General features: G+C 67.3%; 16 protein-coding genes. 4 read left to right on the top strand and 12 right to left on the bottom strand.

Annotated features, from left to right (window positions below; all coding sequences use genetic code 11):
• Nucleotides 1-20 precede the first annotated feature (20 nt).
• Nucleotides 21-752: a copper homeostasis protein CutC gene (locus SCA01S_RS15515; RefSeq protein ID WP_062787233.1), complete on the bottom strand. Its 732-nt coding sequence runs from the start codon at nucleotides 750-752 to the stop codon at nucleotides 21-23.
• A gap of 405 nt (nucleotides 753-1,157) precedes the next feature.
• Between SCA01S_RS15515 and SCA01S_RS15510 the strand changes: the two genes are divergently transcribed.
• The 4 genes from SCA01S_RS15510 (at nucleotide 1,158) to SCA01S_RS15495 (ending at nucleotide 11,178) form a co-directional block, all read left to right on the top strand.
• Complete coding sequence (locus SCA01S_RS15510; protein WP_084391047.1) at nucleotides 1,158-3,896, top strand: TonB-dependent receptor; 2,739 nt, start codon at nucleotides 1,158-1,160, stop codon at nucleotides 3,894-3,896.
• Nucleotides 3,897-4,029: 133 nt separating this feature from the next.
• A complete protein-coding gene (locus SCA01S_RS15505) occupies nucleotides 4,030-6,384 on the top strand; it encodes a GH92 family glycosyl hydrolase (protein WP_062787228.1) in 2,355 nt (784 codons plus the stop codon).
• Nucleotides 6,384-8,690: a glycoside hydrolase family 113 protein gene (locus tag SCA01S_RS15500; RefSeq protein WP_245652673.1), complete on the top strand. Its 2,307-nt coding sequence runs from the start codon at nucleotides 6,384-6,386 to the stop codon at nucleotides 8,688-8,690. Before SCA01S_RS15505 ends, SCA01S_RS15500 begins: the two co-directional genes overlap by 1 nt.
• 40 nt (nucleotides 8,691-8,730) lie before the next feature.
• Nucleotides 8,731-11,178 carry a hypothetical protein gene (locus SCA01S_RS15495; protein ID WP_084391059.1) on the top strand — a complete coding sequence of 816 codons (2,448 nt, stop codon included), beginning with the start codon at nucleotides 8,731-8,733 and terminating at the stop codon, nucleotides 11,176-11,178.
• A 77-nt stretch (nucleotides 11,179-11,255) separates the two neighbouring features.
• Here SCA01S_RS15495 and mmsB read toward each other — a convergent pair whose 3' ends face one another.
• The 11 genes from mmsB to SCA01S_RS15440 form a co-directional block, all read right to left on the bottom strand.
• Nucleotides 11,256-12,146: a 3-hydroxyisobutyrate dehydrogenase gene (gene mmsB, locus SCA01S_RS15490; protein ID WP_281191494.1), complete on the bottom strand. Its 891-nt coding sequence runs from the start codon at nucleotides 12,144-12,146 to the stop codon at nucleotides 11,256-11,258.
• A 13-nt stretch (nucleotides 12,147-12,159) separates the two neighbouring features.
• Complete coding sequence (locus tag SCA01S_RS15485; protein WP_022674928.1) at nucleotides 12,160-12,942, bottom strand: enoyl-CoA hydratase-related protein; 783 nt, start codon at nucleotides 12,940-12,942, stop codon at nucleotides 12,160-12,162.
• Nucleotides 12,939-14,006 carry an enoyl-CoA hydratase/isomerase family protein gene (locus tag SCA01S_RS15480; RefSeq protein WP_062787222.1) on the bottom strand — a complete coding sequence of 356 codons (1,068 nt, stop codon included), beginning with the start codon at nucleotides 14,004-14,006 and terminating at the stop codon, nucleotides 12,939-12,941. Before SCA01S_RS15480 ends, SCA01S_RS15485 begins: the two co-directional genes overlap by 4 nt.
• Entirely contained in the window at nucleotides 14,003-15,145 is a 1,143-nt protein-coding gene (locus tag SCA01S_RS15475) for an acyl-CoA dehydrogenase family protein (RefSeq protein ID WP_062787220.1), read from the bottom strand. The genes SCA01S_RS15480 and SCA01S_RS15475 overlap by 4 nt, the downstream gene beginning before the upstream one ends.
• A 182-nt stretch (nucleotides 15,146-15,327) precedes the next feature.
• A complete protein-coding gene (locus SCA01S_RS15470) occupies nucleotides 15,328-16,620 on the bottom strand; it encodes a sugar MFS transporter (protein ID WP_062787217.1) in 1,293 nt (430 codons plus the stop codon).
• Between the two features lie 24 nt (nucleotides 16,621-16,644).
• Nucleotides 16,645-19,074, bottom strand: coding sequence for a glycoside hydrolase family 3 protein (locus SCA01S_RS15465; RefSeq protein WP_062787214.1), 2,430 nt, complete (start codon nucleotides 19,072-19,074; stop codon nucleotides 16,645-16,647).
• Nucleotides 19,075-19,165: 91 nt separating this feature from the next.
• Nucleotides 19,166-20,365 carry an MFS transporter gene (locus SCA01S_RS15460; protein ID WP_062787397.1) on the bottom strand — a complete coding sequence of 400 codons (1,200 nt, stop codon included), beginning with the start codon at nucleotides 20,363-20,365 and terminating at the stop codon, nucleotides 19,166-19,168.
• A gap of 13 nt (nucleotides 20,366-20,378) precedes the next feature.
• Nucleotides 20,379-21,434, bottom strand: coding sequence for a LacI family DNA-binding transcriptional regulator (locus SCA01S_RS15455; protein WP_062787211.1), 1,056 nt, complete (start codon nucleotides 21,432-21,434; stop codon nucleotides 20,379-20,381).
• Between the two features lie 14 nt (nucleotides 21,435-21,448).
• The gene (locus tag SCA01S_RS15450) at nucleotides 21,449-22,384 is read right to left on the bottom strand and encodes a glycoside hydrolase family 16 protein (RefSeq protein WP_062787208.1); all 936 of its coding nucleotides are present in this window, start codon (nucleotides 22,382-22,384) and stop codon (nucleotides 21,449-21,451) included.
• A complete protein-coding gene (locus SCA01S_RS15445) occupies nucleotides 22,381-23,880 on the bottom strand; it encodes a tryptophan halogenase family protein (RefSeq protein ID WP_062787205.1) in 1,500 nt (499 codons plus the stop codon). The genes SCA01S_RS15450 and SCA01S_RS15445 overlap by 4 nt, the downstream gene beginning before the upstream one ends.
• A partial coding sequence (locus SCA01S_RS15440; RefSeq protein WP_062787202.1) for a cupin-like domain-containing protein occupies nucleotides 23,877-24,694 on the bottom strand: 818 nt, incomplete at its 5' end. The genes SCA01S_RS15440 and SCA01S_RS15445, both read right to left, overlap by 4 nt.

Raw genomic sequence — 24,694 nt, 5'->3', positions numbered from 1 at the left:
AATTCCTTTTCAATACCATTTCAGCTTGTGGCGGCAACGAAGGCGGCCACGCGCGACACATCGGTCTGGCGCCCACGCCCGGCCTGGAAGCCAAGGTCGATCAACCGCGCATCGACGCAGGCCTTGGGCACCGGGCTGCGGCACGAGGCGTGGAATTCGTGCACGCCGGCCGCGCGCAAGGCGGCCACGGCGGCCGGTTCCAGGCCACCGCCTGCCATGATCGTGATGCGCCCGCTGGCCGCTTTCACCAGCGCGGCAAAGCGCGCCACGCCATCACCCGCGCGCACCGCGCCGGCCGAAGTCAGGATGCGGTCAAAGCCCAGTTCCACCGCGACTTCCAGGCCGGCGAACGGATCGTCGAGCAGATCGAACACGCGGTGCAGCGTAAGCGACAGCGGCCGCCCGCGTGCCTCGCCCAGCGCGCGGGCATGGTCGACCCATTCGGCCAGCGCCCCGCGATCCAGCCCCTGCCGCCCGCCGCAACCGATCACCGCACCGGCAAGGCCAGCCTTGGCAAATTCGGCCAGATCGGCCTGCACCAGCGCACAATCACGGGCGTTGTAGGCAAAATCACCAGGGCGCGGGCGCGACAGGGCATGGACCGGCAAGGGCTGGCGCGCTGCAAGATCGAGCAGGGACGATGGCGGCGTCAGCCCACCCAGGTCCAGCGCCACGCACAGTTCCAGCCGATCCGCGCCACCGGCCAGCGCCGCAGCCATGCCGGCACCGTCTTCCACGCACACTTCAAGCATCGCGGCCGGCCTTCTTCATGGGCTGATCGGCATTCATTGGCCTGCTCCTTTTGCGGTCCACCGCACCAGCGAATCACCTTTGCGCGATGTGGCTTTGTTTTGGTCCCTACCAAACCCGTGTAAATTTTTTTGGGACTGCGGCCAATATGCCGCACCCCTCTACCCGCAAAAAGACCGGAAAACGGCGGATTTCGTATATTTTTTCACATTGTTTCATTCTGTTGGCAGATGTGTCAGGCCAAGTTTTGGTGGACAGCCGGTTTCATTTAAGTGACATATTGCGTGGCGGTTGGACTTAGATTGGTTACAGACCACATCCGGGAAACAGCCGCGAGGGGTAAGCAACACCGTTTCAGGGTTCAACACATTCGTGCCCGGGATACGGGCGGGATTGAGGGTTAAAACATGTCATTCTTCCGTGCAGCATTGCTGGCAAGCACCTTTGCCACGATCGTGTCGTCGCCGGCCATCGCGCAGGATGCCCAGGCCACAGCGCCCAACAGCGCCGCCGCCGATTCCGCCGACAAGGGCAGCGATCCGGGCCAGGCGATTGTCGTGTCGGGCATTCGCGCCTCGCTCAAGAACGCGATCGACGTGAAGCGCAGCGCGATTGCGGTGATGGACGTGATCACCGCCGAAGGCGTGGGCAAGTTCCCCGATCGCAACGTGGCCGAATCGCTCTCGCACATTCCCGGCGTGTCGGTGGACCACCAGTTCGGCATCGGCGAACGCGTGTCGATCCAGGGCACCGATCCGGCGCTCAACCGCATCCTGATCGACGGGCACTCGATCGCCTCGGCCGACTGGGGCGGCAACCCCGGCGACGTGACCGGCCGCACGTTCAACTATTCGCTGCTCGCGCCCGAAGTGATTTCGCGCGTGGAAGTCTACAAGTCGCCCGAACCGTGGATCGATGAAGGCGCGCTGGGCGGCACCGTGCTGGTGCGCACGCGCAAGCCGCTCGACATGAAGGCGAATTCGCTGAACGGTTCGATCGGCGTGAACTACAACGATCGCTCCAAGATCGCCAACCCGCGCGGCTCGCTGCTTTACAGCTGGAAGAACAAGGACGAAACCTTCGGCATCATGGTGGCCGGCACCTATGACAAGGATTCGCTGGCCCGCGCCGGGATCGAATACTTCGGCTACTCCACCGGCAAGGACTTCCTGCAAAAGGACGCCAACGGCGACCTGCTGACCGACGGCAACGGCAACTACGTGCCGAAGAACTCGGCGCTCGCCATCAACGGCGGCACGACGCAGGACCTGGCCAATGCCCGTTATCCGGCCGGCATCAACCACGCCTATTTCAAGCAGACGCGCCAGCGCATCGGCGGCCAGTTTGCCGTGCAATATGCCCCCACCAGCGATTTCGAGCTGATCGCCACGGGCATGCACATCCAGGGCACCTACAACAACTTCTCGCAGTCAGAATTCATCTATCCGAACTACAACCCGGGCAACATTTCGGCAGTCACGCTGTCGAACGGCCTGATCAGCTCGGCAACGATGGCCAATGGCACCAGCACCCAGGCGGAGCTGGACATGAACTATCGCAAGACCAAGGTGACCAACGACAGCTATAACCTGGCGGGCACCTGGCATGTCAGCGATCGCTTCACCCTGTCGGGCAACGGCGGCTGGAGCAAGGCGACCGGCGGCACCAACCCCGAATACCTGATGTCGCTCTATTCGAACGGTGGCTACACCTTCGATTACACCGGCACGTCGACCAGCGTGAACTACAACACCGCGCCGACCGACGCGAGCCAGTGGGGTCGCTTCTCCACCTCGTCGCAGAAGCTGCCCGACGGCACCACCATCAACGGCTACCAGATCGGCGGCATCGCCCATTCGCGCCAGAAGGACGAAGAGTTCTACGCCCAGCTGGACGGCAAGTGGGAGGTGAGCGACGCGTTCTTCAAGGACGTGCGCATGGGCATCAAGGCCTCTACCCACCAGAACGCGCTGACCGTGACCGGCTCCAAGGTGTTCTACACCAACCCGATCTCGCTCACCGACTTCACCACCCACCTTACGCCTGGTGGCCTGTTCAACGGCCTCAACGACAATGGCAACGCCAACCAGTTCGCCACGCTGACCGAACAGGGCGTGGTCGATGCGCTCAACAACGGCCTCTATGTCGACACCGGGATCGACAAGGGCTCGACGTTCAGCGTGCGTGAAAAGGTTGCCAATGCCTATGTCCAGCTGGACTTCGGCAGCGGCCCGATCCACGGCTCGGGCGGGTATCGCATGGTCTATACCAGCGATCGGTCGAACTACTTCAACTCGACCGACAACGGCTCGACCTATACCCCGATCGTCAGCAACAAGGACTATCTCAAGTTCCTGCCCAGCCTGAACGTGTCGTGGGATATCAGCGATAATTTCAAGCTGCGCGGTGCCGTGGCCGAAGTGATCGCGCGTCCGCGCTATGCCCAGCTGGCCGGCGCATTCAGCCGCAATGACACCAACTTCACCGCGGCTGGTGGCAACCCGGATCTCAATCCCTATCAGTCGACCAACTACGAACTGTCGGCCGAATGGTATTTCCGTCCCGGCTCGCTGCTGTCGGTGGAATACTTCCGCCGCCAGATCAGCTCGTACATCGTGACCAAGACCGTGTCGCAGATGCTTACCCCGCTCGGTGGCACCACGCCGGTGGAATACCAGGTCACGCTGCCGGTCAACGCCACCAACGCCACGGTCAACGGCGTGTCGGTCGGCTTCCAGACGCCGATCTGGGGCGGCTTCGGCATCCTGACCAACTACACCTATGCCGATGCCAAGAGCGGCGTGGATAGCGACGGCAACGTGGTCAACCTGCCCTACCTTTCGAAGCACACGGTCAACGTGATCCCGTACTTCGAAAAGGACGGTTTCCAGGCCCGCATCAGCTGGAACTGGCGCAGCGACTACTTCACCGGGATCGGCCGTCTGAACTCGGTGGACAAGACCGCTGGCTATCACCAGCTCGACGCCTCGATCGGGTACAAGATCACCGAAAACCTGACGGTTCAGGCCAATGCCCAGAACCTGCTGGACTCCACTTACTACTCCTACAGCGGCACCAAGAACGCGCCGACCGCCTTCTACAAGAACGGTCGCGTGTTTGCCGCTACCCTGCAGTTCGCCTATTGAGCGGACACGGCAAACCCTATCGGCGCATGGCATGTTTCCTCCCTTGCCATGCGCCAACCGCAATGCCTGCCGGATGCACCGCTCCGGCAGGCGTTGTCATGTCCAGACGGCACCGCCCAGCCAGGAGCCAGCCATGATCGCACTTGCCCGCCGCAGTCTTCTTCGCGCCTCCTGCCACATGGCCCTGGCCGCCGCCGCCGGAACGCCAGCCCTGGCCGCCACGCGCCGCAGCCCTGGGCGCACCACGGCAGGACAGCCCGATCTGTTCATCGGCACGGGCGGCGATGGCCACACTTTCCCCGGCGCCAGCATGCCGTTCGGCATGGTGCAGGTGAGCCCGGATACCGACACCGCGCGCTGGGATACCTGTTCGGGCTATCACCACGGCGATCCCTCGCTGCTGGGCTTTTCGCACACCCATCTGTCGGGCACCGGCATTGGTGACATGCTCGACGTGCTGGTGCTGCCGGCACGCGGGCCGGTGCGGCTCGATCCCGGCCCGCTCGATCCGGCCAAGCAGAACCCGGCCGCGCCCGGCTATCGCCTGCGCTATACCCAGGAAGAAGCGCGGCCCGGCTATTACCGCGTGGCGCTGGAAAACGGCGTCACCAGCGAACTGACCGCCACCTTGCGCACCGGCGTGCAGCGCCATGCCTTTCCAGCGGGCGAAGGCCATGTGCTGATCGACCTGTCGCACCTGGTGCTCGACAGTTCCGACTATCCGCCGCTGATCGATGCCGCTGCGCTGGAATGGCTGCCCGATGGCACGCTGGTGGGCCGGCGCCGGGTGTGGCGCTGGGCCAAGGGGCGCGAGATCTTTTTCGCGATGCAGTTTTCGCGCGCGCCGTCACGCGTCGATTTCTATGGCGACGACAACGCCCCGGCCCCTGCCGCCGTGGCAGGCGCCACCCATGCCATCAGCGGCAAGCGGCTCAAGGCCGTGGCCTGGTTCCCCGATGCCGGCAGCGCGCCGATCGTGATCCGCACCGGCATTTCGGCGGTGGACGTGGCCGGCGCCCGCGCCAACCTGGCGGCCGAAGCGCCACATTTCGATTTCGACACCTATGCCCGCGCCGCCCAGGCCGCCTGGGATGGCGAACTGGCGCGCATCACGGTGCGCGGCGGCACCCCTGCGCAGCAGACCATCATGGCCACCGCGCAATACCACGCCGCGCTGGGCCCCACGCTGCTGAGCGATGTGGACGGGCGCACGATCGGGCTTGATCGCCAGGTCCGCACCCTGGCGAAAGGCGAGGCGGCCTATAGCGCCTATTCGCTGTGGGATACCTATCGCGCGTTCCACCCGTTGCAGACGCTGATCCGCCCCGATCACGCCGCGGTGATGATGGCCGATCTCGTCCGCCAGACGCAGCAAAGCCCCTATGGCCCGCCGGTCTGGCCGCTGCAGGGCGTGGAAACCGGCTGCATGATCGGCTGGCACGCCGTGCCGGTGCTGGCCGAGGCGATGGCCAAGGGCATTCCCGCCGATTATGCCGCCGCCTGGCCGGGCATCCGCCGCCGCGCGCTTGATTTCACCACGCCCACGCTCGACAATTCGCTGGGCATCCCGTTCTACGATGAGCTGGGCTATGTGCCGGCAGACCTGGTGTTCGAAAGCGTCAGCCGCACGCTGGAATACAGCTATGACGATTACGCCGCCGCCAAGATCGCGCGCGCGGCCGGCGCCACGCAGGATGCCGCCCACCTCGAAAAGCGCAGCGGCAACTGGCGCAATGTGTTCGATCCCAGTGTGGGCTTTGCTCGCCCGCGCCTGGCTGATGGCACCTGGACCAGCCCCTATGACCCGGTGCAGCTGGGCCATTCGTCCAAGTGGCGCGACTATACCGAAAGCAATGGCTGGCAGGCGACGTTCCTCAACCAGCATGACGTGCCCGGCCTGATGGCGGCGATGGGCGGCGACGCCGCGTTCGAGGCCAAGCTCGACGCGCTGTTTTCCGCGCCCTCCACCCTGCCCAAGGGCGCGCCACCCGATATCTCGGGCATGCTGGGCCAATATGCCCACGGCAACGAACCCTCGCACCACGTAGCCTATCTCTATGCCTGGTGTGGCGCACACTGGAAAACGCAACGGCTGGTGCGCCGCCTGCTGACGACGATGTATACCGCCAAGCCCGACGGCATCATCGGCAACGACGATTGCGGGCAGATGAGCGCGTGGTTCATCCTCTCGGCGCTCGGCTTCTATCCGGTCGATCCGGTCAGCGCGGTCTATGTGCTGGGCAGCCCGCTGTTCGACAGCGCGCGGGTGCGCGTGGGAGGGGGCCGCGAACTGGTGATCGAGGCGCGTGGCCAGGGGCCGGATCGCCCCTATTACGGCAAGGTGGAATGGAACGGCCAGCCGCTGACGCGGTCATGGCTGCGCCATGCCGAACTGGCCGCCGGCGGCACATTGGTGTTCCACATGCAGGCAGAGCCGGACAAGAGCTTTGCCCGCACCCCGGCAGACCGGCCCCAGGCTTCGGCCTGATGCCGCTGCCGGCACGTGTGGTGCAGGCTCTGCTGGCGCCGGCCCTGGTCCTGGCCGGGCCAGCGGCAGCGCTGGCGGCGCCCGATCTTGCCGGCGCCTGCATCCAGGCTGATGCCCCGGCCCGCGCCGGGGCAGACCTGCTGGCGCGCCGCCTGCACGAGCGCGGGATCGATCCGGCGCCCGCCTGCCCGCTGACCTTGCAGTTCATCACCAGGCCCGCGCTGGGCGAAGGCTTCGTGCTGGAGCAGCATGGCCGCACTATTGCCATCGGCGTAGGTCAGCCCCGCAGCGCGGCCTATGCCGCCGGCTGGGTGCTGGGCCATCTGCGCGGGACGCGTCTCGCACTGGCCGGGCCGGTCCACAGCGCCCCGGCCATGGCCGTGCGCGGTGACCAGATCGGCATTCGCGCCAAGAACAACAGCTTTGACGCCTGGACCCCGGCGATGCTGGCGCGCCAGGTGGAAGACCTGGCGCTGATGGGTGCCAACCGCGTGCAACTGGTGGCGCCGGTATCCGACGATGCCGCCGCGTCGCCGCTCGCCCCGGTGCCGGCCCGCACGGCGATCCTGGCTACGGCGCGTGCGGCGCACGCCCTGGGTCTGCAAGTGGCGCTCTATCATCCGCTGCTGCGCGATTACACGCGGCCGGGCGATGTCGCCGCCGAACAGGCAGACTTTGCCGCGCTGCTGGCGGATTTTCCCGCGCTGGATGCGGTCTATTTCCCCGGCGGTGATCCTGGCCATACCGCGCCCGCGCCACTGTTTGCCGTGCTGGGGCAGCTCGCTGCGCCGCTGCACGCGCGCTTTCCGGCCGCCGAAATGCTGGTATCGTCGCAAGGGTTCGATGCCGCCGGGTTTGACGCCTTCGTGGCGCAAGTGCGCCAGCGCCCAACCTGGCTTTCCGGCGTGTTCGTCGGGCCGCAGACGCGCAGCCCGATTGCCGCTCACCGCGCGCTGTTTGCCGGGGTGGTGCCGCTGGAACTTTATCCCGACACCGCCCATGCCATGCACGCGCAGTTGCCGCTGCAACGCTGGCACCCGGCCTTTGCCCTGACCGAAGGGCGCGAACCGGTGAACCCGCGCCCGCGCGCGATGGCTGCCGCCTTTGCCGATCAGGCGCCCGGCACGCGCGGGTTCATCGCCTATTCCGAAGGGGTGAACGACGATTGGAACCTGGCGCAGTGGCTGGCCCTGGCGTGGAACCCCCATGCCAGCACGCGTGCCATTGCCCTCGCCCATGCCCGCCGCTTCATCGGCGATGATCGCTTTGCCACCCTGCCCCAGACGCTGGAGCAGAACTGGCGCGGCGATCCAGCACGCAACCCCGGCATTGCCGCCACGCTGGCGGCCACGCGCGCGCTGCGTCCGGCGCCATGGGCCGATTGGCGGATCGATCTCTATCGCTATCGCGCGGTCTATGATGCGCTGGTCGCCCGGCGCTGGGCCGCGGCGCAAGCGGCTGATCGCGCCGCCCGCGCGGCGCTGGCCAAGGCCGATACCACGGGCAGTGCAGTGGCTGTGGCCCGCGCTCGTGCTGCGCTCGATCGGGCGGAACCGCGCGCCACCCTGGCGCTCTATCGCCAGCTCGAAGCCCTGGCGGCGCAGCTGTGGGGCAAGGCGCGCATGCAATTGAGCGTCCCGCGCTATGGCGCCTCCAACTGGGAGCGCGGCGCCAACCTCGATCGCGCCATGGCCGATCTGACCGATCGCGCCGCGCTGCTGCCGCGCCTGGCCAGTGCCATGGCCGCCCCCGGCGAAGCGGCGCGGCAGGCCGCACTCATCGCCCTGGCCGACCGCGCCGACCGGCGCCACGGCGCGCTCTATGATGACCTGGGCATGCCCGGCGCGCAGCCGCACCTGCTGCGCGGGTGGGGCGAACTGGCCGATCCGCAGGGCCGCCACAGCAGCATCGTGGGCGTGGCCGATCACCTGCCGGCCGATGGCTGGCCGCTGGCCACGCTGACCTATGCTGAAACGCTCTATGAAAATCCGCTGCGGCTGGCCTATCGCCTGCCGCGCGGGCGCGCCTGGTGCCTGCGCTTAACCTGGGCGGGCGAGGATTACTGGCGGACGATGGCGGTCTATGCCAACGGGCAGATGATCCTGCCGCCCCGGCAGCGCCCCAGCAATCCCGCCTTTGTCGAAGTGGCGATCCCCGCCGCCTTGACGCGGCAGGGCCGCCTCGCGCTGGCCTTTGCCGGGCAGGCCGGCGCCGGCGGCGGCGGGCGTGGCCAGCAGGTGGCCGAAACCTGGCTCATCCCCCGTTCAGCGCAGATCCGCTGCGATGGGCAGTGGACCGGACCATAATTCCTTGACCTTCATGGCACAGCGGACACAATCGCAGATGATGTTTGCCAGATCCTTTGCACCGGGCCTTTCTCGTTTCCGCACTGCCGCTTCGGCACTGGCACTGGCCGGTTTGGCCGGTTTGGCCGCTGCAGTGCCGATGAACGGCGCCAGGGCCGCCGATTCCCGCTTTGAGCTGATCGGGCCGGATATCAAGGTGATGGTCACCCGCAATGGCCAGGACCTGCCGATCAGCAGCGTGCCCAGCCTGGCCGAAGGCGATACCCTGCGCATTTCGGCCGCGCTGCCTGGGGACCAGGGCGCGCACCTGATGGTGGTTTCGGCGTTCCTGCGCGGCGCCACCAACCCGCCGCCACGCGAATGGATCGGCGTGGCGCGCACGTGGAAGGACAAGGCGAACGAGCATTCGCTCAACCTGACCGTGCCCAAGGGCGCGCGCCAGATGGTGGTGCTGATCGTGCCGGAAACCAGCGGTGCGCAAGGCACGCTGGTGGATGCGGTGCGCGGCAAGCCGGGTGAGTTCGTGCGCGCCAGCCAGGATCTCAACCAGGCCTCGCTCGATCATGCGCGCCTGATCGCCTTCATCAACGCGATCAATGGCGACAATGCCACCCACCCTGAAGACCTGCAGCGCATGGCGCCGACGCTGGCGCGCAGCCTGTCGATCAAGCTGAACGAGGAATGCCTGACCAAGGTGGTGGACCAGCAGGCCTCGTGCCTGGTGGAAGATCGCGACACCCTGGTACTCAGCGACATCCACACCAATTCGCTGACCGACACGCTGACCGGCGCGCCGACCACGCTGGCGCTCTCGCTCAGCACCACGCAACAGGGCGGTGCCGGCCTCTACAGCCCCTATATCGGCGTGGTGCGTGATCTGGCCAAGCTGTTCGGCGCGTTCAGCAACCCGCAGTTCAACTATCTGCCGACGCTGTCCGAACTCAAGGGCGAGACCGCCTCGCTCAAGCTCAACAGCGCGCCCTCGTTCAACAAGCCCAAGTCGGTGATGGTCATGGCCATGCCGGCGATCGGGGCAGACAGCCCGCCGCAGTTGCGCAATCCCACCAAGGGCCCGATCTGCGCGCCGGGCAATGCCCTGGTCCTACCAGTGGAAGGAGCGCCGCTGGTCTTTGCCACCGGCTTTGCCCACGACATGGCGGTGAAAGTGACCGCCACCGATGGATCGACGCGCGAATATCCCTTGGCCCCGCGGGCAGACCTTGGCGGCTATGCCGTGGTCGCCGATAGCCTGCCGCCCGGCGCCACGCTGACCATGCACATGCACGGCCGCTGGGGCTTCGACACGTTCGACGGGCCCGATTATGTAGTGCAGCGCCCCGATGGCGGGCCTTGGACACGCGCCGCCAATGCCACCGGGCCACTGGTGGCCGGGCGCGACAACGAAGTGATCCTGGAAGGCGCGGCACCGGGCTGCGTCGATGATGTCAGCCTGCGCATCGGCAACAGCGCCACCGGCCGCAGCGTGACCTATCGCGCGATCGATGCCACGCACCTGGCCGTCACCGTGCCCTTGGCCGAGGGTGAAACCGGCGAAGTGCGCCTGGACATTCACCAGCAGAGCCTGGGCACGCCCGCCAATGTCACGCTGCGCGCGCGGGCGGAAAGCAGCCGGATCGATTCGGTCGATATCCGCGCGGGCGACAGCGAGGCGATGATCACCGGCCAGCGCCTGGAACAGGTGGTGGCGCTGACGCTGGGCGATGTTGAGTTCCGCCCCGATGGCCTGGTGCGCGACGGGCGGATCGACCGCCTGCATCTGGCGACGAGCGGCAACACCCGCGCCGGTGACGCCGGCACGGCGGCCAAGGCACAGATCAAGCTGGACGATGGCCGCACCCAGACCGTGTCGATCAAGATCGGCCCCGCGCGGCCGCGCATCGACCTGATCAGTCGCACGGTCAACGCCGCGCCCGTGCCACCCGGCACGCGGCCCCTGCGCTTTGCCTCTGACGACCTGCTGCCCGAAGACGCCGAGCTGGTTTTCTCGGTGCGCGCTGGCGCCAATACCGTGCTGGGCAGCGGCGATGCGATCGAGGTGGCTCCGGCCGGCAGCCAGAGCGGGTTGCGCCTGACCACGGCCAAGGGCCTGATGGCCACCGACCCCACGGTGCTGGTCGCCACGATGCGCGCCAGCGATCTGCCGGCGGCCAGCTTTGGCCCGCTGCGCTATCGCCTGGTCAAGGCCGATGGCCAGTTGGGTGCATGGCAGCCGCTTGCCACGCTGGCGCGCCTGCCGCGCATCACCGGCTTTGCCTGCGACAGTGGCGGCTCGCTGCCCTGCACGCTGACCGGGCGCAACCTGTTCCTGCTTGATGCCGTGGGCGCCGATGGCGATTTCACCCGCGCGGCAACAGTGCAGCCCGGCTTTACCGGATCGAGCCTGAAAGTGCCCCGCCCGGCCGATGGCGCCTTGCATCTGCGCCTGCGCGATGCACCCCAGGCCAAGGTGACCTTGCCGGCGGGTTGATTGCTTTGCACCACCCCCCCCTCCTCTGAAGAGGAGGGGGCCGGGGGGTGGTGGAGGCCAAGCTCCCCGCTCAGAGGTCAAAGCGTCTTGATGATCGCCGAAAAATCGCGGTCAGCATGGCCATCGGCGGCAAAGGCGGCATAAAGCTTTTCCGCCAGGTGCCCCATCGGCACCGGCGCGCCGGCTTCCTGCGCTGCGCCCATCGCCAGGCGCAGGTCCTTGAGCATCAGCGCAGTGGCAAAGCCGCCCTGGTAGTCATTGTCCGCCGGGGTCTGCGGCCCCACGCCCGGCACCGGGCAATAGCTGGTCATCGACCACGATTGGCCCGACGCCTTTGACGCGATGTCGTAAAAGGTCTGGAGATCAAGGCCCAGCCGCTCGGCGAGGCGGAAGCTTTCGCACGTCGCCACCATGGTCGCGCCCAGCAGCATGTTGTTGCAGATCTTGGCCGCCTGCCCCGCGCCGTCCGCCCCGGCATGGATCACCGCCTTGCCCATTGCCGCCAGGATCGGCTGCGCGGCGGCAAAGGCCTGGTCGGTGCCGCCGACCATGAAAGTCAGCGTGCCGCCCCGCGCCGCCGCGATGCCGCCCGAAACCGGCGCATCGACAATGGGATGGCCTGCCGCGCTGGCCACCTCGGCCAGGCGGCGCGCGGTGGCAACATCGATGGTGGAGCAATCGATCAGCAGCGCGCCGGCAGGCGCCGTGCCGATCACCTGGTTTTCGATCACGTCACCCACGATCGCCCCGTTGGGCAGCATCGTCACCACCACATCGGCGCCGGTCACGGCATCGGCCACGGTGGAACAGGGCGTGCAGCCCGCTTCCTGCGCGGCGGCCAGCGCGGGCGCCGAAAGATCGAACGCGCGCACGGCGTGCCCGGCCTTTGCCAGGTTGGCGGCCATGCCGCCGCCCATGTTGCCCAGGCCAATGAATGCAATTGCCGCCATGGCAGCCTCTCCCGTTATGGTTTCGTTAGGTTCAGCGGCCCTGCCAGTTGGCGGGGCGCTTTTCGACGAAGGCGGCCATACCTTCGGCCTTGTCCTGCGTGGCGGTGAGCACCTGGAACATGCGGCGTTCAGCCAGGAGACCCTGGTCGAGCGTGGTTTCGAACGCCAGGTTGACCATTTCCTTGTTCATCATCGCCGCCAGCGGGGGCATGCCAGCAATCGCCTGCGCGGTCTTGAGCGCTTCGGCCATGAGATCGGCATGGGGCACCACGCGGCTGACCAGGCCGCCGCGTTCGGCCTCGGCCGCGTCCATCATGCGCCCGGTCAGGCACATGTCCATCGCCTTGGCCTTGCCCACGGCGCGGGCTAGGCGCTGCGAACCGCCCATGCCCGGCGCCACACCCAGCTTGATTTCCGGCTGGCCGAACTTGGCATTGTCGCTGGCGATGATGAAATCGGCCATCATTGCCAGTTCGCAACCGCCGCCCAAGGCAAAGCCGTTGACCGCCGCGATCCACGGCTTGCGGGTGGCCTTGACCAGCTTGCTTGTCCAGCCTTCGAAAAAGTCTTCGGCATAGAACGCCGCTGCCGGCTTGTCGGCCATTTCCTTGATATCGGCTCCGGCGGCAAAGGCCTTGTCGCCGCTGCCGGTCAGCACCGCGCAGCGCTGGGCCGGGTCGGCCTCGAACGCGGCGAAGGCAGCGATCAGATCGGCCAGGACCTGGCTGCTCAACGCATTAAGGGCCTGCGGGCGGTTGAGCGTGATCAGCGTGACCGGCCCCTGGGTTTCGACCAGGATCGTTTCAAAGCTCATAGCGGGGTCCATTCCTCTTGATGCGGCAGGGGCGCAAAGATCGCGTCGAGTTCGGCGGGCGCCACGTCAGCGGCGCTGGCCGGGTTCCAGCGCGGGGCATTGTCCTTGTCAACGATCACCGCGCGCACGCCCTCGGCAAAATCGGGCCGCACGATCATGCGCCCGCCGATGCGGTATTCCATCGCCATGTTCGCGGCAAAATCGGGCAGGGCCAGGCTGGTGGCGAACTGCAGCAGCGACACCGCGCAGGAAAACGGCGACCGCGTGGCGAGTGTGGCCAGCGTCGCCTGGGCGAAACTGCCGGGATCGCGGGCCAGCGAAGCCAGCGTTTCAGCCAGGTTGTCATGGATGAAATGGCGCGCGATATCATCGGCATGGGCCGCAATCGGCGCCGGCCCGGGCGTGGCCGACAGCGCATCGAGCGCAGCCCCGACGCTCTCGCCAGCCGCGATCTGCGCCTTAGCCTTCGCCAGCGCGCTGTCATCCAGATAGTGCGTGGCAAGCCCGGCCCACAGGCATTCCGCGCCATCGAGCCGCGCCCCGGTCAGCGCCAGGTATTGGCCCAGCCGCCCTTCCAGGCGCGACAGATACCAGCCACCGCCCACGTCAGGAAACAGGCCGATCCCGGTTTCGGGCATGGCCAGCCGCGTCTTGGCCGTGGCCACACGCCAGCGCGCCGGCTGCGAGATGCCCACGCCCCCGCCCATGGTGATGCCATCCATGAAAGCCACCACCGGCTTGGCATAGGTGAACAGCAGGTGGTTAAGGCGGTATTCGTGAAAGAAGAAATCACGCCCCGCCGCGCCGCCGTCTTCCAGCGCAGAGCCGCGCAGCAGGGCGATGTCGCCCCCGGCACAGAACCCGCGCGACAGCTTGGGATCGCCATCGGGGGCGACGGCATGATCGATAATCACAGCGGTGATCGCCGGATCATCCTGCCAGGCGAGCAAGGCATCGGTCATCGCCCTGACCATCGGCAGGGTCAGCGCATGGATGGCGCGCGGGCGGTTGAGCGAGAGGATGCCGGCCGCGCCATCGCGGCGCACGATCACATCAGGGGTCATTGCAGCAGGTCCCGGCCGACGATCAGGCGCATGACTTCGTTGGTTCCTTCCAGGATGCGGTGCACGCGCAGGTCGCGCCAGAACCGCTCGATCGGGTAATCGCGCAGATAGCCATAGCCGCCAAACAGTTGCAGCGCGCGATCGACCACGGCCGAGCCGGTATCGGTGGCAAAGCGCTTGGCCATGGCGGAAAAGCGCGTCTTGTCGGGCGCGCCGGCGGTAACCTTAGCTGCGGCCAGATAGAGCAGCGCGCGTGCGGCTTCCAGTTCGGTGGCCATGTCGGCCAGCACGAACTGGGTATTCTGGAATTCGGCCACGGCGCGGCCGAATTGGCGGCGTTCCTTCACATAAGCGATGGCTTCATCCAGGCAGCGCTGCGCCCCGCCCAGCGAGCAGGCACCGATATTGAGCCGCCCGCCGTCGAGCCCGGCCATGGCGATGCGGAAGCCTTCGCCCTCCGCGCCCAAACGGTTGGTGACCGGCACGCGCACGTTTTCCAGGATCACCTGCGCGGTGGGCGAGGCATTCCAGCCCAGCTTGCGTTCGGGTGCGCCGAAGGAAAGGCCCGGTGTGTCCTTTTCCACCAGCACGCAAGAAATGCCGCGCGGGCCGTCCTCACCGGTGCGCACCATGATCAGGTAGATATCGTTCACCCCGCCGCCGGAAATGAACTGCTTCGTTCCATTGATCACATAATCATCGCCATCGCGCCGCGCCGTGGTGGCGAGCGCTGCGGCATCGGACCCGGAGCCAGGCTCGGTCAGGCAATAGGAGCCCAACTTGTCCATCGCCAGGAGGCCGGGCAGGTGCTGGGCCTTGAGCGCGTCTGGCCCATAGCTGTCGAGCATCCAGGCGGCCATGTTGTGGATCGACAGGAACGCGGCCGTGGTGGGGCAGCCATAGGACATCGCCTCGAACACCAGGGCCGCTTCGAGGCGGCCGAGGCCCACCCCGCCGCCGGCTTCGGACACATAGATGCCGCCCAGGCCCAGTTCGCCAGTGGCGCGGATCACCTCGCGCGGGAAAATATGCTCTTCATCCCAGCGCGCGGCATGGGGGGTAATCTCATCGGCGGTGAACCGGCGTGTCATGTCCTGGATGGCAAGCTGGTCTTCGGTCAGGGCAAAAGCCTGAGACATCAAGGGCGCTCCTGCTCCCGCATCTAAACGCGGTGTTTCTGTTTGGCGGGCACCATGGCCCAGCGCCGGTAGCGGCACAAATGCCTTTTTGGTCGCATCGGTTGTGCAAAAAAAGGGGCACGACCTGATGGTCGCGCCCCTTGGCAGTGCATGCAACTGGCAGGTTTGTCAGGCTGGCGCGATCACGCCACCGGGCGCCGCGCATACCAGCCATAGCTGGCGATCACGGCATAGCAGACCGCCGGAATGACCAGGGCCAGCGCCAGGCTGTGCGTCACGTCGGCAACGCCGCCGGTCAGCAGCGGCAGCACCGCGCCACCAAAGATCGCCACGTTGATGATGCCCGAACCATCGGCCGCGCGCGATCCCAGCTTTTCGCAGGCGAGGCTGAAGATCGTGGGGAACATGATCGAGTTCATCAGGCCGATGGCGAGCAGGCTGTAGCCCGAAAGCAGGCCATTGGTGTGGGTAGACAGCGCTATCAACGCGATGGCAAGGATAGCGTTGCAGGCGAGCGCCTTGCCCGGCGAAACCTTGCGCAGGACGGCCGAGCCGATGAAGCGGCCGATCATCGCCCCGCCCCAGTACACGCTGATCAGCTTGCCGGCGGCAGCTTCTTCCAGGCCCATGACATGCGCCTGGCGCAGATAGTTGACGATCAGCGAGCCGATCGAGACTTCGGCACCGACATAGAGGAAGATGCACAGCGCGCCAAAGCCGAAGCGCGGACGCTTGAGCAGGTCGAGCCCGGCAAGGCCGGCGCTTTCGGCATGCTTTTCAGCAGGCAGGCGGTTGCGGAACGACCACACCACGGCAGCAACCACCGCAAGGGCGACGGCCAGGCCGATGTAGCCCTTCACGATCGCACCGCTTTCCGCCGTGCGATAGGCATCGAGCGCCGGGCCGGTGAGATCGGCGGCCGAAACCTTGGCCAGGCTGCCCAGGATCAGCGCGGCGCCGAACCAGGGAAACAGCGTGGTGCCCAGCGAGTTGAAGCCTTGCGCAAAGGTCAACCGGCTGGACGCGGTACGTGCCGGCCCGAGCAGCGAAATCAGCGGGTTGGCCACGACCTGGACCACGACCACGCCGCTCGCCAGCACGAACAGCGCCAGTAGGAACACGCCATAGGTGGCGCTTTGCGAGGCCGGGATGAACAGCAGGCAGCCGGCCATCATCGTGAGCAGGCCCACCACCGCGCCACACATATAGCCGATGCGCTTGACCAGGCGGGCACCGGGAATGCCGATCACGGCATAGGCGGTGAAGAAGCAGAACTGCACCAGCATGGCCTGGGTGTAGTTCAGCGTGAAAAGCTCCTTGAGCTTGGGAATGATCACGTCGTTGAGCGACGTGATCCCGCCGAAGATGAAGAACAGCCCAATGACGAAGACCTGCAGCTGCGGGGCATCGATATGGGCGGCTCCGTCGGGGCCATCGGGATGGGTGCCCGCAGCAAGATCGGGGGCAAGGGCCATTGTGATTTCTCTCCTAACGCTGCGTTATCCTTGGGTCGGACAGGCAGCGACGCTTCCAGTTGCCTCGACGCGCGCATTGCGGAGCGTCACGACAAATCCCTGCGGCGCCGTGATGCGAAGCGGCGTTCCAACCTTCTTGAGATCGGCCCCGGCCTGAGCAAAACAGCGCAACGGAATTCGTGTCTGGGTGACGGCCCCCTGCGGCGCAAGACGCAGGAGCGATGCCACATCCAGGCTGCCCGTGCCAACGGAAACCTTGATCGGCCCGGCCGGCAGCGCATCGATTCGCCAATCAAGCCGAACTTCAAAGCCTTCGTCGGCCTGGCGGGTAAGATCGACCGGCGGCCCGTCGATCGCCAGGGCACCGGGTGCGGCCCAGGTGAACTGGCGCGCGTCTTCCTGCGCCGTCAGATCAATCGAGCGCGAGGTCACAGCATTGTCGAGGCCGAGGTGCCAGGGCGATGGCGCCTGTCCGCGGTTGAACCACAGGTTGTCGCTGGCCGCGGCCGAAAGATCGACGCGCGGATCTTCGTTCACCCGGCCCAGCGGCGCGGGATGGGCATAGGTCAGGCCAAAGCCTGCCGGAAACAGCGGCTTGGTCACCGGCGAACGGGCATCGGCGGGCCAGGGAAACGGCAGCGTGCCGGCAAAATCGCGCGCCGGCTTGCCATCGCGCCCGGCGACCAGCACATCGGCCACGCCGGCGCCCTGGGTGCCCGGCAGCCAGGCCGCGACAAACGCGTCAGAGGCGTTGATCAGCGGCCCGGCAAACAGCGGCCGACCGGACAGGAATACCGAAACTACCGGAATGCCTTGCGCCTTGAGGCGGGCGATCAGCGCATCCTCGCCATTGCGCGGCCGGAACGCGAGGTTGGCTACGTCCCCCTGGAATTCGGCATAAGGGCTCTCGCCATAGACGACCACGGCCACATCGGGCTTTTGCGTAAACTGGCCATCGGGCGCCAGCGTAGCCTGGCCACCGGCCTGCCCTAGCGCATCGGCCAGGGCGCGGCCGATGGTCTGCCCGTGGGGGAAATCGGCCGCAGTAGTATCGGTGCCCTGCCAGGTGATGGTCCAGCCGCCGGCCTGCATCGCCATGCTGTCTGCCCCCGGCCCTGCCACCAGAACCCGCGCACCGGGCTTGAGCGGCAGCAGCCCACCATTGTTCTTAAGCAGCACCAAAGACTTGGCCACCGCCTCGCGCGCGATGGCAAGATGCGCGGGGGCGCCCAGACCGGCGGCATCGCCCCGCGCCACCGGCGCCGGGCCCATCAGGCCGAGCTTGAACTTGACGCGCAGGATGCGGCGCACGGCATCATCGATGCGCGCCTGCGAAATCGTGCCCTGCTGGGCCTGGGCCAGGGTGCTGTCGAACAGGCCCTTCCAGCTGTCGGGCGCCATCGCCATGTCCAGCCCGGCGTTGAAGCTGGCCGCGCAGGCCGTCACGGTGCAGCCTTCGACTTGGCCATGTCCGTTCCAATCGCCCACGACGAAACCGCCAAAGCCCATGCGTCCCTTGAGCACGCCGGTCAGCAGCGAGCGGTTGCCGTGGTTCTTCACCCCGTTCCAGCTGGAAAAGCTGGCCATGACGGTGAGCGCGCCGGCATCGATCGCGGCGGGATAGCCCTGGGCATGGGTAGCCACCAACTGCGCCTCGGTAATGCGCGCGTCGCCTTGGTCCTTGCCCTCGAACGTGCCGCCATCGGCCAGGAAGTGCTTGGCGGTGGCCGCCACGTGGGTGGCGTCCACCGCCTGCCCGGCGTGCAGCGGGCCTTGCGGGCCCAGCACCATGGCGCGGGCATAGGCCGCAACCAGTGCGGGATCGGCGGCATAGCCTTCATAGCTGCGGCCCCAGCGCAGATCCTGCGGCACGGCGAGCGTGGGGGCAAAGGTCCATTCGATGCCGGTGGCGGCAATTTCGGCGGCAGTGGCGGCGCCGATCTTCTGCACCAGGGCAGGATCGTGCATCGCGCCCAGGCCGATGTTGTGTGGAAAGATCGTGGCGCCGGGCAGATTGCTGTGCCCATGGACGGCATCGACGCCAAAGATGATCGGGATGCCCGCCCCGGACTTGGCCGACGCGGCGCGATATTCGCCCACCAGGCGCGCCCAGTCTGCCCCGCCGGCACGCTCGTTGCCATAAGGCCCGCTGTTCCCGCCGGCGAGGATCGAGCCGAGCGGATAGCGCTGCAGATCGGCCGGGGTGATCGCGCTGATATCGGCCTGGATCATCTGGCCAACCTTTTGCGCCAGCGTCATCCGCGCCATAAGCGCGGTGATCTGCGCCTCTGTCGCCGGATCGGTGATCGCGGCCGGGCTGTGCGCGGCGGGCCATTGCGCGGGATGGGCGGTGGCGCGATCGGCCTGGGCCGCGCCCGGACCATCGGCGGCCAGCACCGGCTGTGTCAGGGCCATCAGGCCGGATGCGGCCAGCAACAGGCGGCGCAGGGTCATGTCTTATCCTCTCGGGCAGATTACTTGTGAACGTTCTCAATTTCGGTTTCTGACACGGCAGGCCGGCCAGATCAACTGCTTGTGTAGTGCGTCAGGCCTGGCGGATGGACAGCAGCAAAAGTGCCGCCAGCCCAGCGCAAGCCGCCAGGACCAGGAACAGCGCGCCAAAGCCGAGCGTGGGCACCAGGCCCACCGCCAGCCACGGCACGATCAGCGAGGGAAACGTGTTGGTCAGGTTGAACAGCCCAAGATCGCGTCCGCGCCGATCCGGCCGGGGCAGCACGCGCAGCGTCTGCCCCGCATGGAGCGCGAGGAACACGGCCATGGCCAGGGCGAACAGGGCATAGCCTGCCAGCGCCACCCCCCTGCCCGGCGCCAGCGCCATGATCACCAGCCCCACCGCGACAAGACCCGCCAGCGCGGCCAGCGGGCGCCAGGGACGGGCGCGGCGATCGGCCCAATGCCCGACCACCAGCGCCAGCGGCACCGACAGCGCCAGCAGCAGGCCATAGATGCGCGCCATGGTGGCCGCATGCATGGTGGGATCGATCGCCAGGAACCAATAGGCAATGAAAGCAAACAGCGTGGCTTCGGCCAGTTGCACCAGCAGCCGCGCCAGCCACATGCGCCGCACCGGCAGCGCACGCGGCGCCGCGCCAGGATCGGGCAGCGGCGCCGGTTCCGGCAGCGGGGTAAGCCGTGGGCTGATCAGCAGCAGCGGCAGGATGGACAGCGCAACGATCACCGCCAGCACGCTAACGCGGGTGGCAAACCCCACGCCCGGCCCGGAATGGAGGCCGGGCAAGGTGACCAGCGCCCCCATCGCCCCCGACCAGGCCGGGGCAAAGGCCAGCAGGCCGCCGAGCACACCCTTGTGGCGATCGGGCACGCAATCGCCCGCCCAAGCGGCCAACGGACCCAGCACCATGTTAAGCGCTGCCTGCCACGCCACCACGACCATGATCAGCGCCGGCAGCGTGGTCGCCAGCGGCATGGCGAGCAGCAACGCGCACGACAGCACCAACCCGGCCGCCACCCAGCCCCGGCGATTGGCGGTGTGATCGCTGGCCCAGCCCCAGGCGATATTGGTGAGGCTGGCCGAGACCGCGCCGATGAACGTCAGCGTGGCGAGCCACGGCACGGCCGCTGGCCCGGCCAGCTCTGCCACGCGCAGCGGCAGCAGCAGGGTCAGGAGCGGACCATAGCCGGCCACTGCCCCGGCCCAGGCCAGGGCATAACACAGCAGGAACGGCCAATCGCCGTGGCCCGGGCCGGGGTGTTGGCCGGCCACCGGGATAGCCGCCTCAGCCACGCGGCGCCACCGCCACGGATTCGCGCATCACCAGGCCTGCGGGCACGACCACCGGGCCATCGGGCACCGTGCCATCGCGCTGCGCGGCAATGATCAGATCGACCGCGCGCGCCACCGTCTCCGCCACCGGTTGATCCACCGCGCTCAATGCCGGGCGGGCAAAGCGCACCACCGGGGTATTGTCGAAGCTAATCAGCGAGAGGTCATCGGGCACGGCCAGGCCCAGCGCATGGGCGACATCGAGGCTGGCCAGCGCGGTCTGATCGTTGCTGGCGATGATCGCGGTGGGCGCCTGCGCCTGGCCCAGCAGGTCGCGCGCTGCCTGTGCGCCCATAGCAAAGCTAAAATCGCTTTGCGCCAAAAGGCCCTGCGTGGGCAGGCCGGCCTCGGCCATCGCCGCGCGCCAACCTTCCACGCGCCAGTGGCTGAGGCTGTATTCCGCGTCGCCAGCGATGAAGCCGATACGGCGATGGCCCAGATCGATCAGTGCCTGCGTGGCCTTTCGTGCCGAACCTTCGTCATCCATGATCAACGGGATACCCCCGCCCTGCCCCAGCGAACCGATGCGCGCAAACGGGATGCCCTGGCGCGTGAGAACGCCCACGATCAGCGGATTGTCGGAATGGGGCGGGGTCAGGACCACGCCATCAGGCTGCAACGCGGCGATCGCGGCCAGCAGTTCGCGCTCGACATGGTCGTTGTGGGTATCGACCAGTTCGAAGATCATGCGATAGCCGTGTTCGGCACACTTGAGCATGCCGCCCAGCAGCATCTGGTCCACCCAGTCGCTGCCCTGGCGTGCGCGCCAATCGGCGATGGTGCGCGTGCGATCGTTGAGCGCCAGGATCAGGTACGAGCGCGAGCCGCTCATCCGCTGCGCCGCGATCGAGGGGACATAGCCCAGGCGGGCAATCGCCTCGCGCACGCGCTCCTGCATTTCGGGGCGCACGTTGGGCTCGTTGTTGATCACCCGGCTGACGGTCTGCAGCGAGACCCCGGCATCGGCGGCGACATGCTTGATCGTCACGGTCTGACGGCGGCGCGCCATCCTGCTGCTATCCTTTACTGCGCGGCGGCGGGGGCAGCCGCAGCGGCATCGCTTTGCCAGACATGAACCCAATCCACCATCATCGTGCGCGGAAAGCCGCTGCTGTCCACCCCGCCGCCGTTGCGGCTTTCGGGCAGGCCGCCGCCAATGGCAAGGTTGAGCACGAGGTAGAACGGCTGATCGAACGGCGCCAGGGGATCGGCGCTGCCGGTGGTGGACCATTCGCCGGCATGGCGGGTTTCATAGGGCACGCCGTCGATGCTCCAGGTGATGGCGCCGGGCGCCCAATCCACGGCATAGACGTGATAGCCATCGACCGGGGCCGGGATCGGGGTTTCCGACCCGACATGGCGGTTGGCCGGGGGCACGCCGCCGAAATGGATCGTGCCCAGGGCATGGTCTTCGCGCCCCGCGGTGCAACCCGCGCACGGCACGCCGAGGTTGACGGTTTCCAGAATGTCGATCTCGCCCGAGGCGGCCCAGTGGCCATAGCGATCGTGGGCCGGCAGCATCCAGATCGCCGGCCAACTGCCCTGCCCGCCAGGCAGCTTGGCGCGGACTTCCACCCGGCCATAGCGCCACGCCGCCTTGCCCTTGGTGCTGAGCCGGGCCGAGGTGAAGGGTTTTTCAGCCCCCGCCGCCGCCTTTTCCGCGCTGTCGCGCAAGTCTTGCGGATAGGTGGGGCCGCGCCAGGCTTCCTTGCGCGCGGTAATCACCAGTTGGCCGTGGGCGACATGGGCATTGCTGGCGCGCGGCGTATAGCACTGCCGTTCCTGGTTGCCGCCGCCCCAGCAATCATCAGCCAGCGTCCAGCGCGCCGGATCGATGCCGGTGCCGTTAAACTCGTCAGCCCAGACCAGGTGCCAGCCGGGCCCCGGTGGCGATGGTGCGGCGTGTGCCGGCGTGGCGGCGGCAGCACCGGCGGCCAGCAGAACAAGCGCCAGGCTCATGCCGCAGCCCCGGTGCGCGCGCCGCAATAGTGATCGACATAGGCCGCGTGCCCGGGCAGGCCCTGTACGGTATCGGCCACTTCGCGGCGGAGGCCGGCGAGCAGCCGTTCCAGTTCATCATCGCGCAGCTTGGCCGCGACGGGATGATAGGCGGCCGGCGTGATGCCCTGCCCCATCATCACCTGCACCCAGCTGTTTTCGGCGAACAGTTCCTCATTCTTGCGGAACACGCGGCCGGTGCGGGCGAACAGGTCCATCCGGTGCGACAGGCTTTCGGGCACCTCCATCCCGGCGCAGTGGCGCCAAAACGGGCTGTCGCGCCGCTCGGTGGCCTTGTAGTGCAGGATCAGGAAATCGCGGATCTGGACCATGTCGGCCCACTGCTGTTCGTTGAATTCGGCGATATCGGCCGGATCGGGCCGCGCGCCCACCGGCAGCAGCCGCAACAGGCGCAGCACGGCGCGCTGGATCAGGTGGATCGAGGTGGATTCGAGCGGCTCCATGAACCCGCCCGACAGGCCCACCGCCACGCAGTTCTTCACCCACTGCCGGCGCCGTGCCCCGGTGGTGAAGCGGATGCGGTTGGGCTCGGTCAGGACCTGCCCTTCCACGCTCGACAGCAGGCGGTCGAGCGCCTGGTCTTCATCGAGATAGCGGCTGCACCAGACGATGCCGTTGCCCTGGCGATGCTGCAACGGGATGCGCCATTGCCAGCCGGCATCGTGGGCAATCGCGCGGGTATAGGGCACGGGCGGGCGCACGCTGGCGGTCTGCACGGCGATGGCTCGGTCGCACGGCAGCCAATGCGTCCAATCGTCAAAGCCGGCGTGCAGCGCGCCTTCGATCAGCAGCGCGCGGAAACCGGTGCAATCGACGAAGAGGTCGCCGTCCACGCGGCGATCACCGTCCAGGTGCAGCGCAGCGATGTCCCCGCTGTCGCCGTCCAGTTCGACACGGGCGATGCGTCCTTCGATCCGGGTGGCGCCGTCGCCCTCGGCCAGGCGGCGCAGGAACGCGGCATAGCGCCCGGAATCGAGCTGATAGGCATAGTTCATCCGCCCATCGGGCAAATGAGCAAAGCGCCCGGCCTGGGCCGCCATCAGTTCCAGGCAATAGTCGCCATAGGGGGCGGCATGCCCGCGCGCGCGCCCGTGCAGCCAGAAATGCTGGAACCCGGCGCTCCAGTGATCGCGCCCGGTGCCGCCAAACGAATGGAAATAGCTTTCGCCCGGCGCCTTCCAGTTTTCGAACGCGATGCCCAGCTTGAACGTGGCCGAGGTGGCACGCATGAAATCGGCCTCGGCAATATTGAGCAGGCGGTTGTAGGCGACCAGCGGCGGAATCGTGCTTTCGCCCACGCCCACCGTGCCAATTGCCTCGCTTTCCACCAGCGTGACGATGGCGACCGGGCCCAGCGTACGCGCCAGCGCGGCGGCGGTCATCCATCCGGCGGTGCCGCCACCGGCCACGACGATACGCAAGGGTCTATCGGTCATCGGCTGAGACTCCTGAGCAGGAAGGCACGGATGCGCCCGGCGGCAGCGGCATCGAGCGGGGCGAGAATGCCCTGCCCGGCGGGCGGCAGATGAGCCCGCGCGGCCTCTCCACCGGAAAAGGCATAGTGATCGAACAGGGCGTGCCACTGCGCGCGCTCTGCCGCTGGCAGATCGCGGATGGCCAGGATCGCATGGATCAGCGCATCCTGCGGCTGGCCCAGCCAGCGCGGCGTGTCGCGCCACCAATAGTTGACCAGCACGTTGAACGGCGCCAGCGCATCGACCGCGTGATACCAGCCACTGGGAATGAACAGTGCATCGCCCGGCGCCAGATCGGCCACCTGGGCATGGGCCAGCGCGGTGGCATAGCCGGGATGGCGCAGCAGATCGGGCGCATCGGGATCGACCATGCTGACCGCGCGCCCGGCCGGGGTGTTGTCCAACGGGCCGAGATAGAGATTGGCGAACTGATCGGGCGGAAACAGCGTGAAGCGCCGCTGCCCCACGGCGCAGACCGCCAGGTTGTGGGGAAAATCGTTGTGCGCGGCAACGCGGCTGGCGGTGCCGATCCACACGCTGGCCAGTGCATCTTGCGTGGCTGGCAGCCCTGCCCCGAACGGCATCGGATTGGCCTGGTCCAACCCTTCGAACCAGCCGGGAATATCGATCGATCCCATATAGATCGCGCGCCCGTCTGCCGCCTGCTCGGCCGCAGCAAAGCGCGCCCAGATGGCATCGAGGGGTTCCTGCACGGTCTGGAAATTGACCTGCATCGCCTGGTCATAGAACAGGCGCCCGCCGGCTTGCGGCGGGG

The sequence above is a fragment of the Novosphingobium capsulatum NBRC 12533 genome (assembly GCF_001598375.1).
In the GTDB taxonomy this organism is placed as follows: domain Bacteria; phylum Pseudomonadota; class Alphaproteobacteria; order Sphingomonadales; family Sphingomonadaceae; genus Novosphingobium; species Novosphingobium capsulatum.
This window is presented reverse-complemented; position numbering and strand designations above follow the sequence as displayed.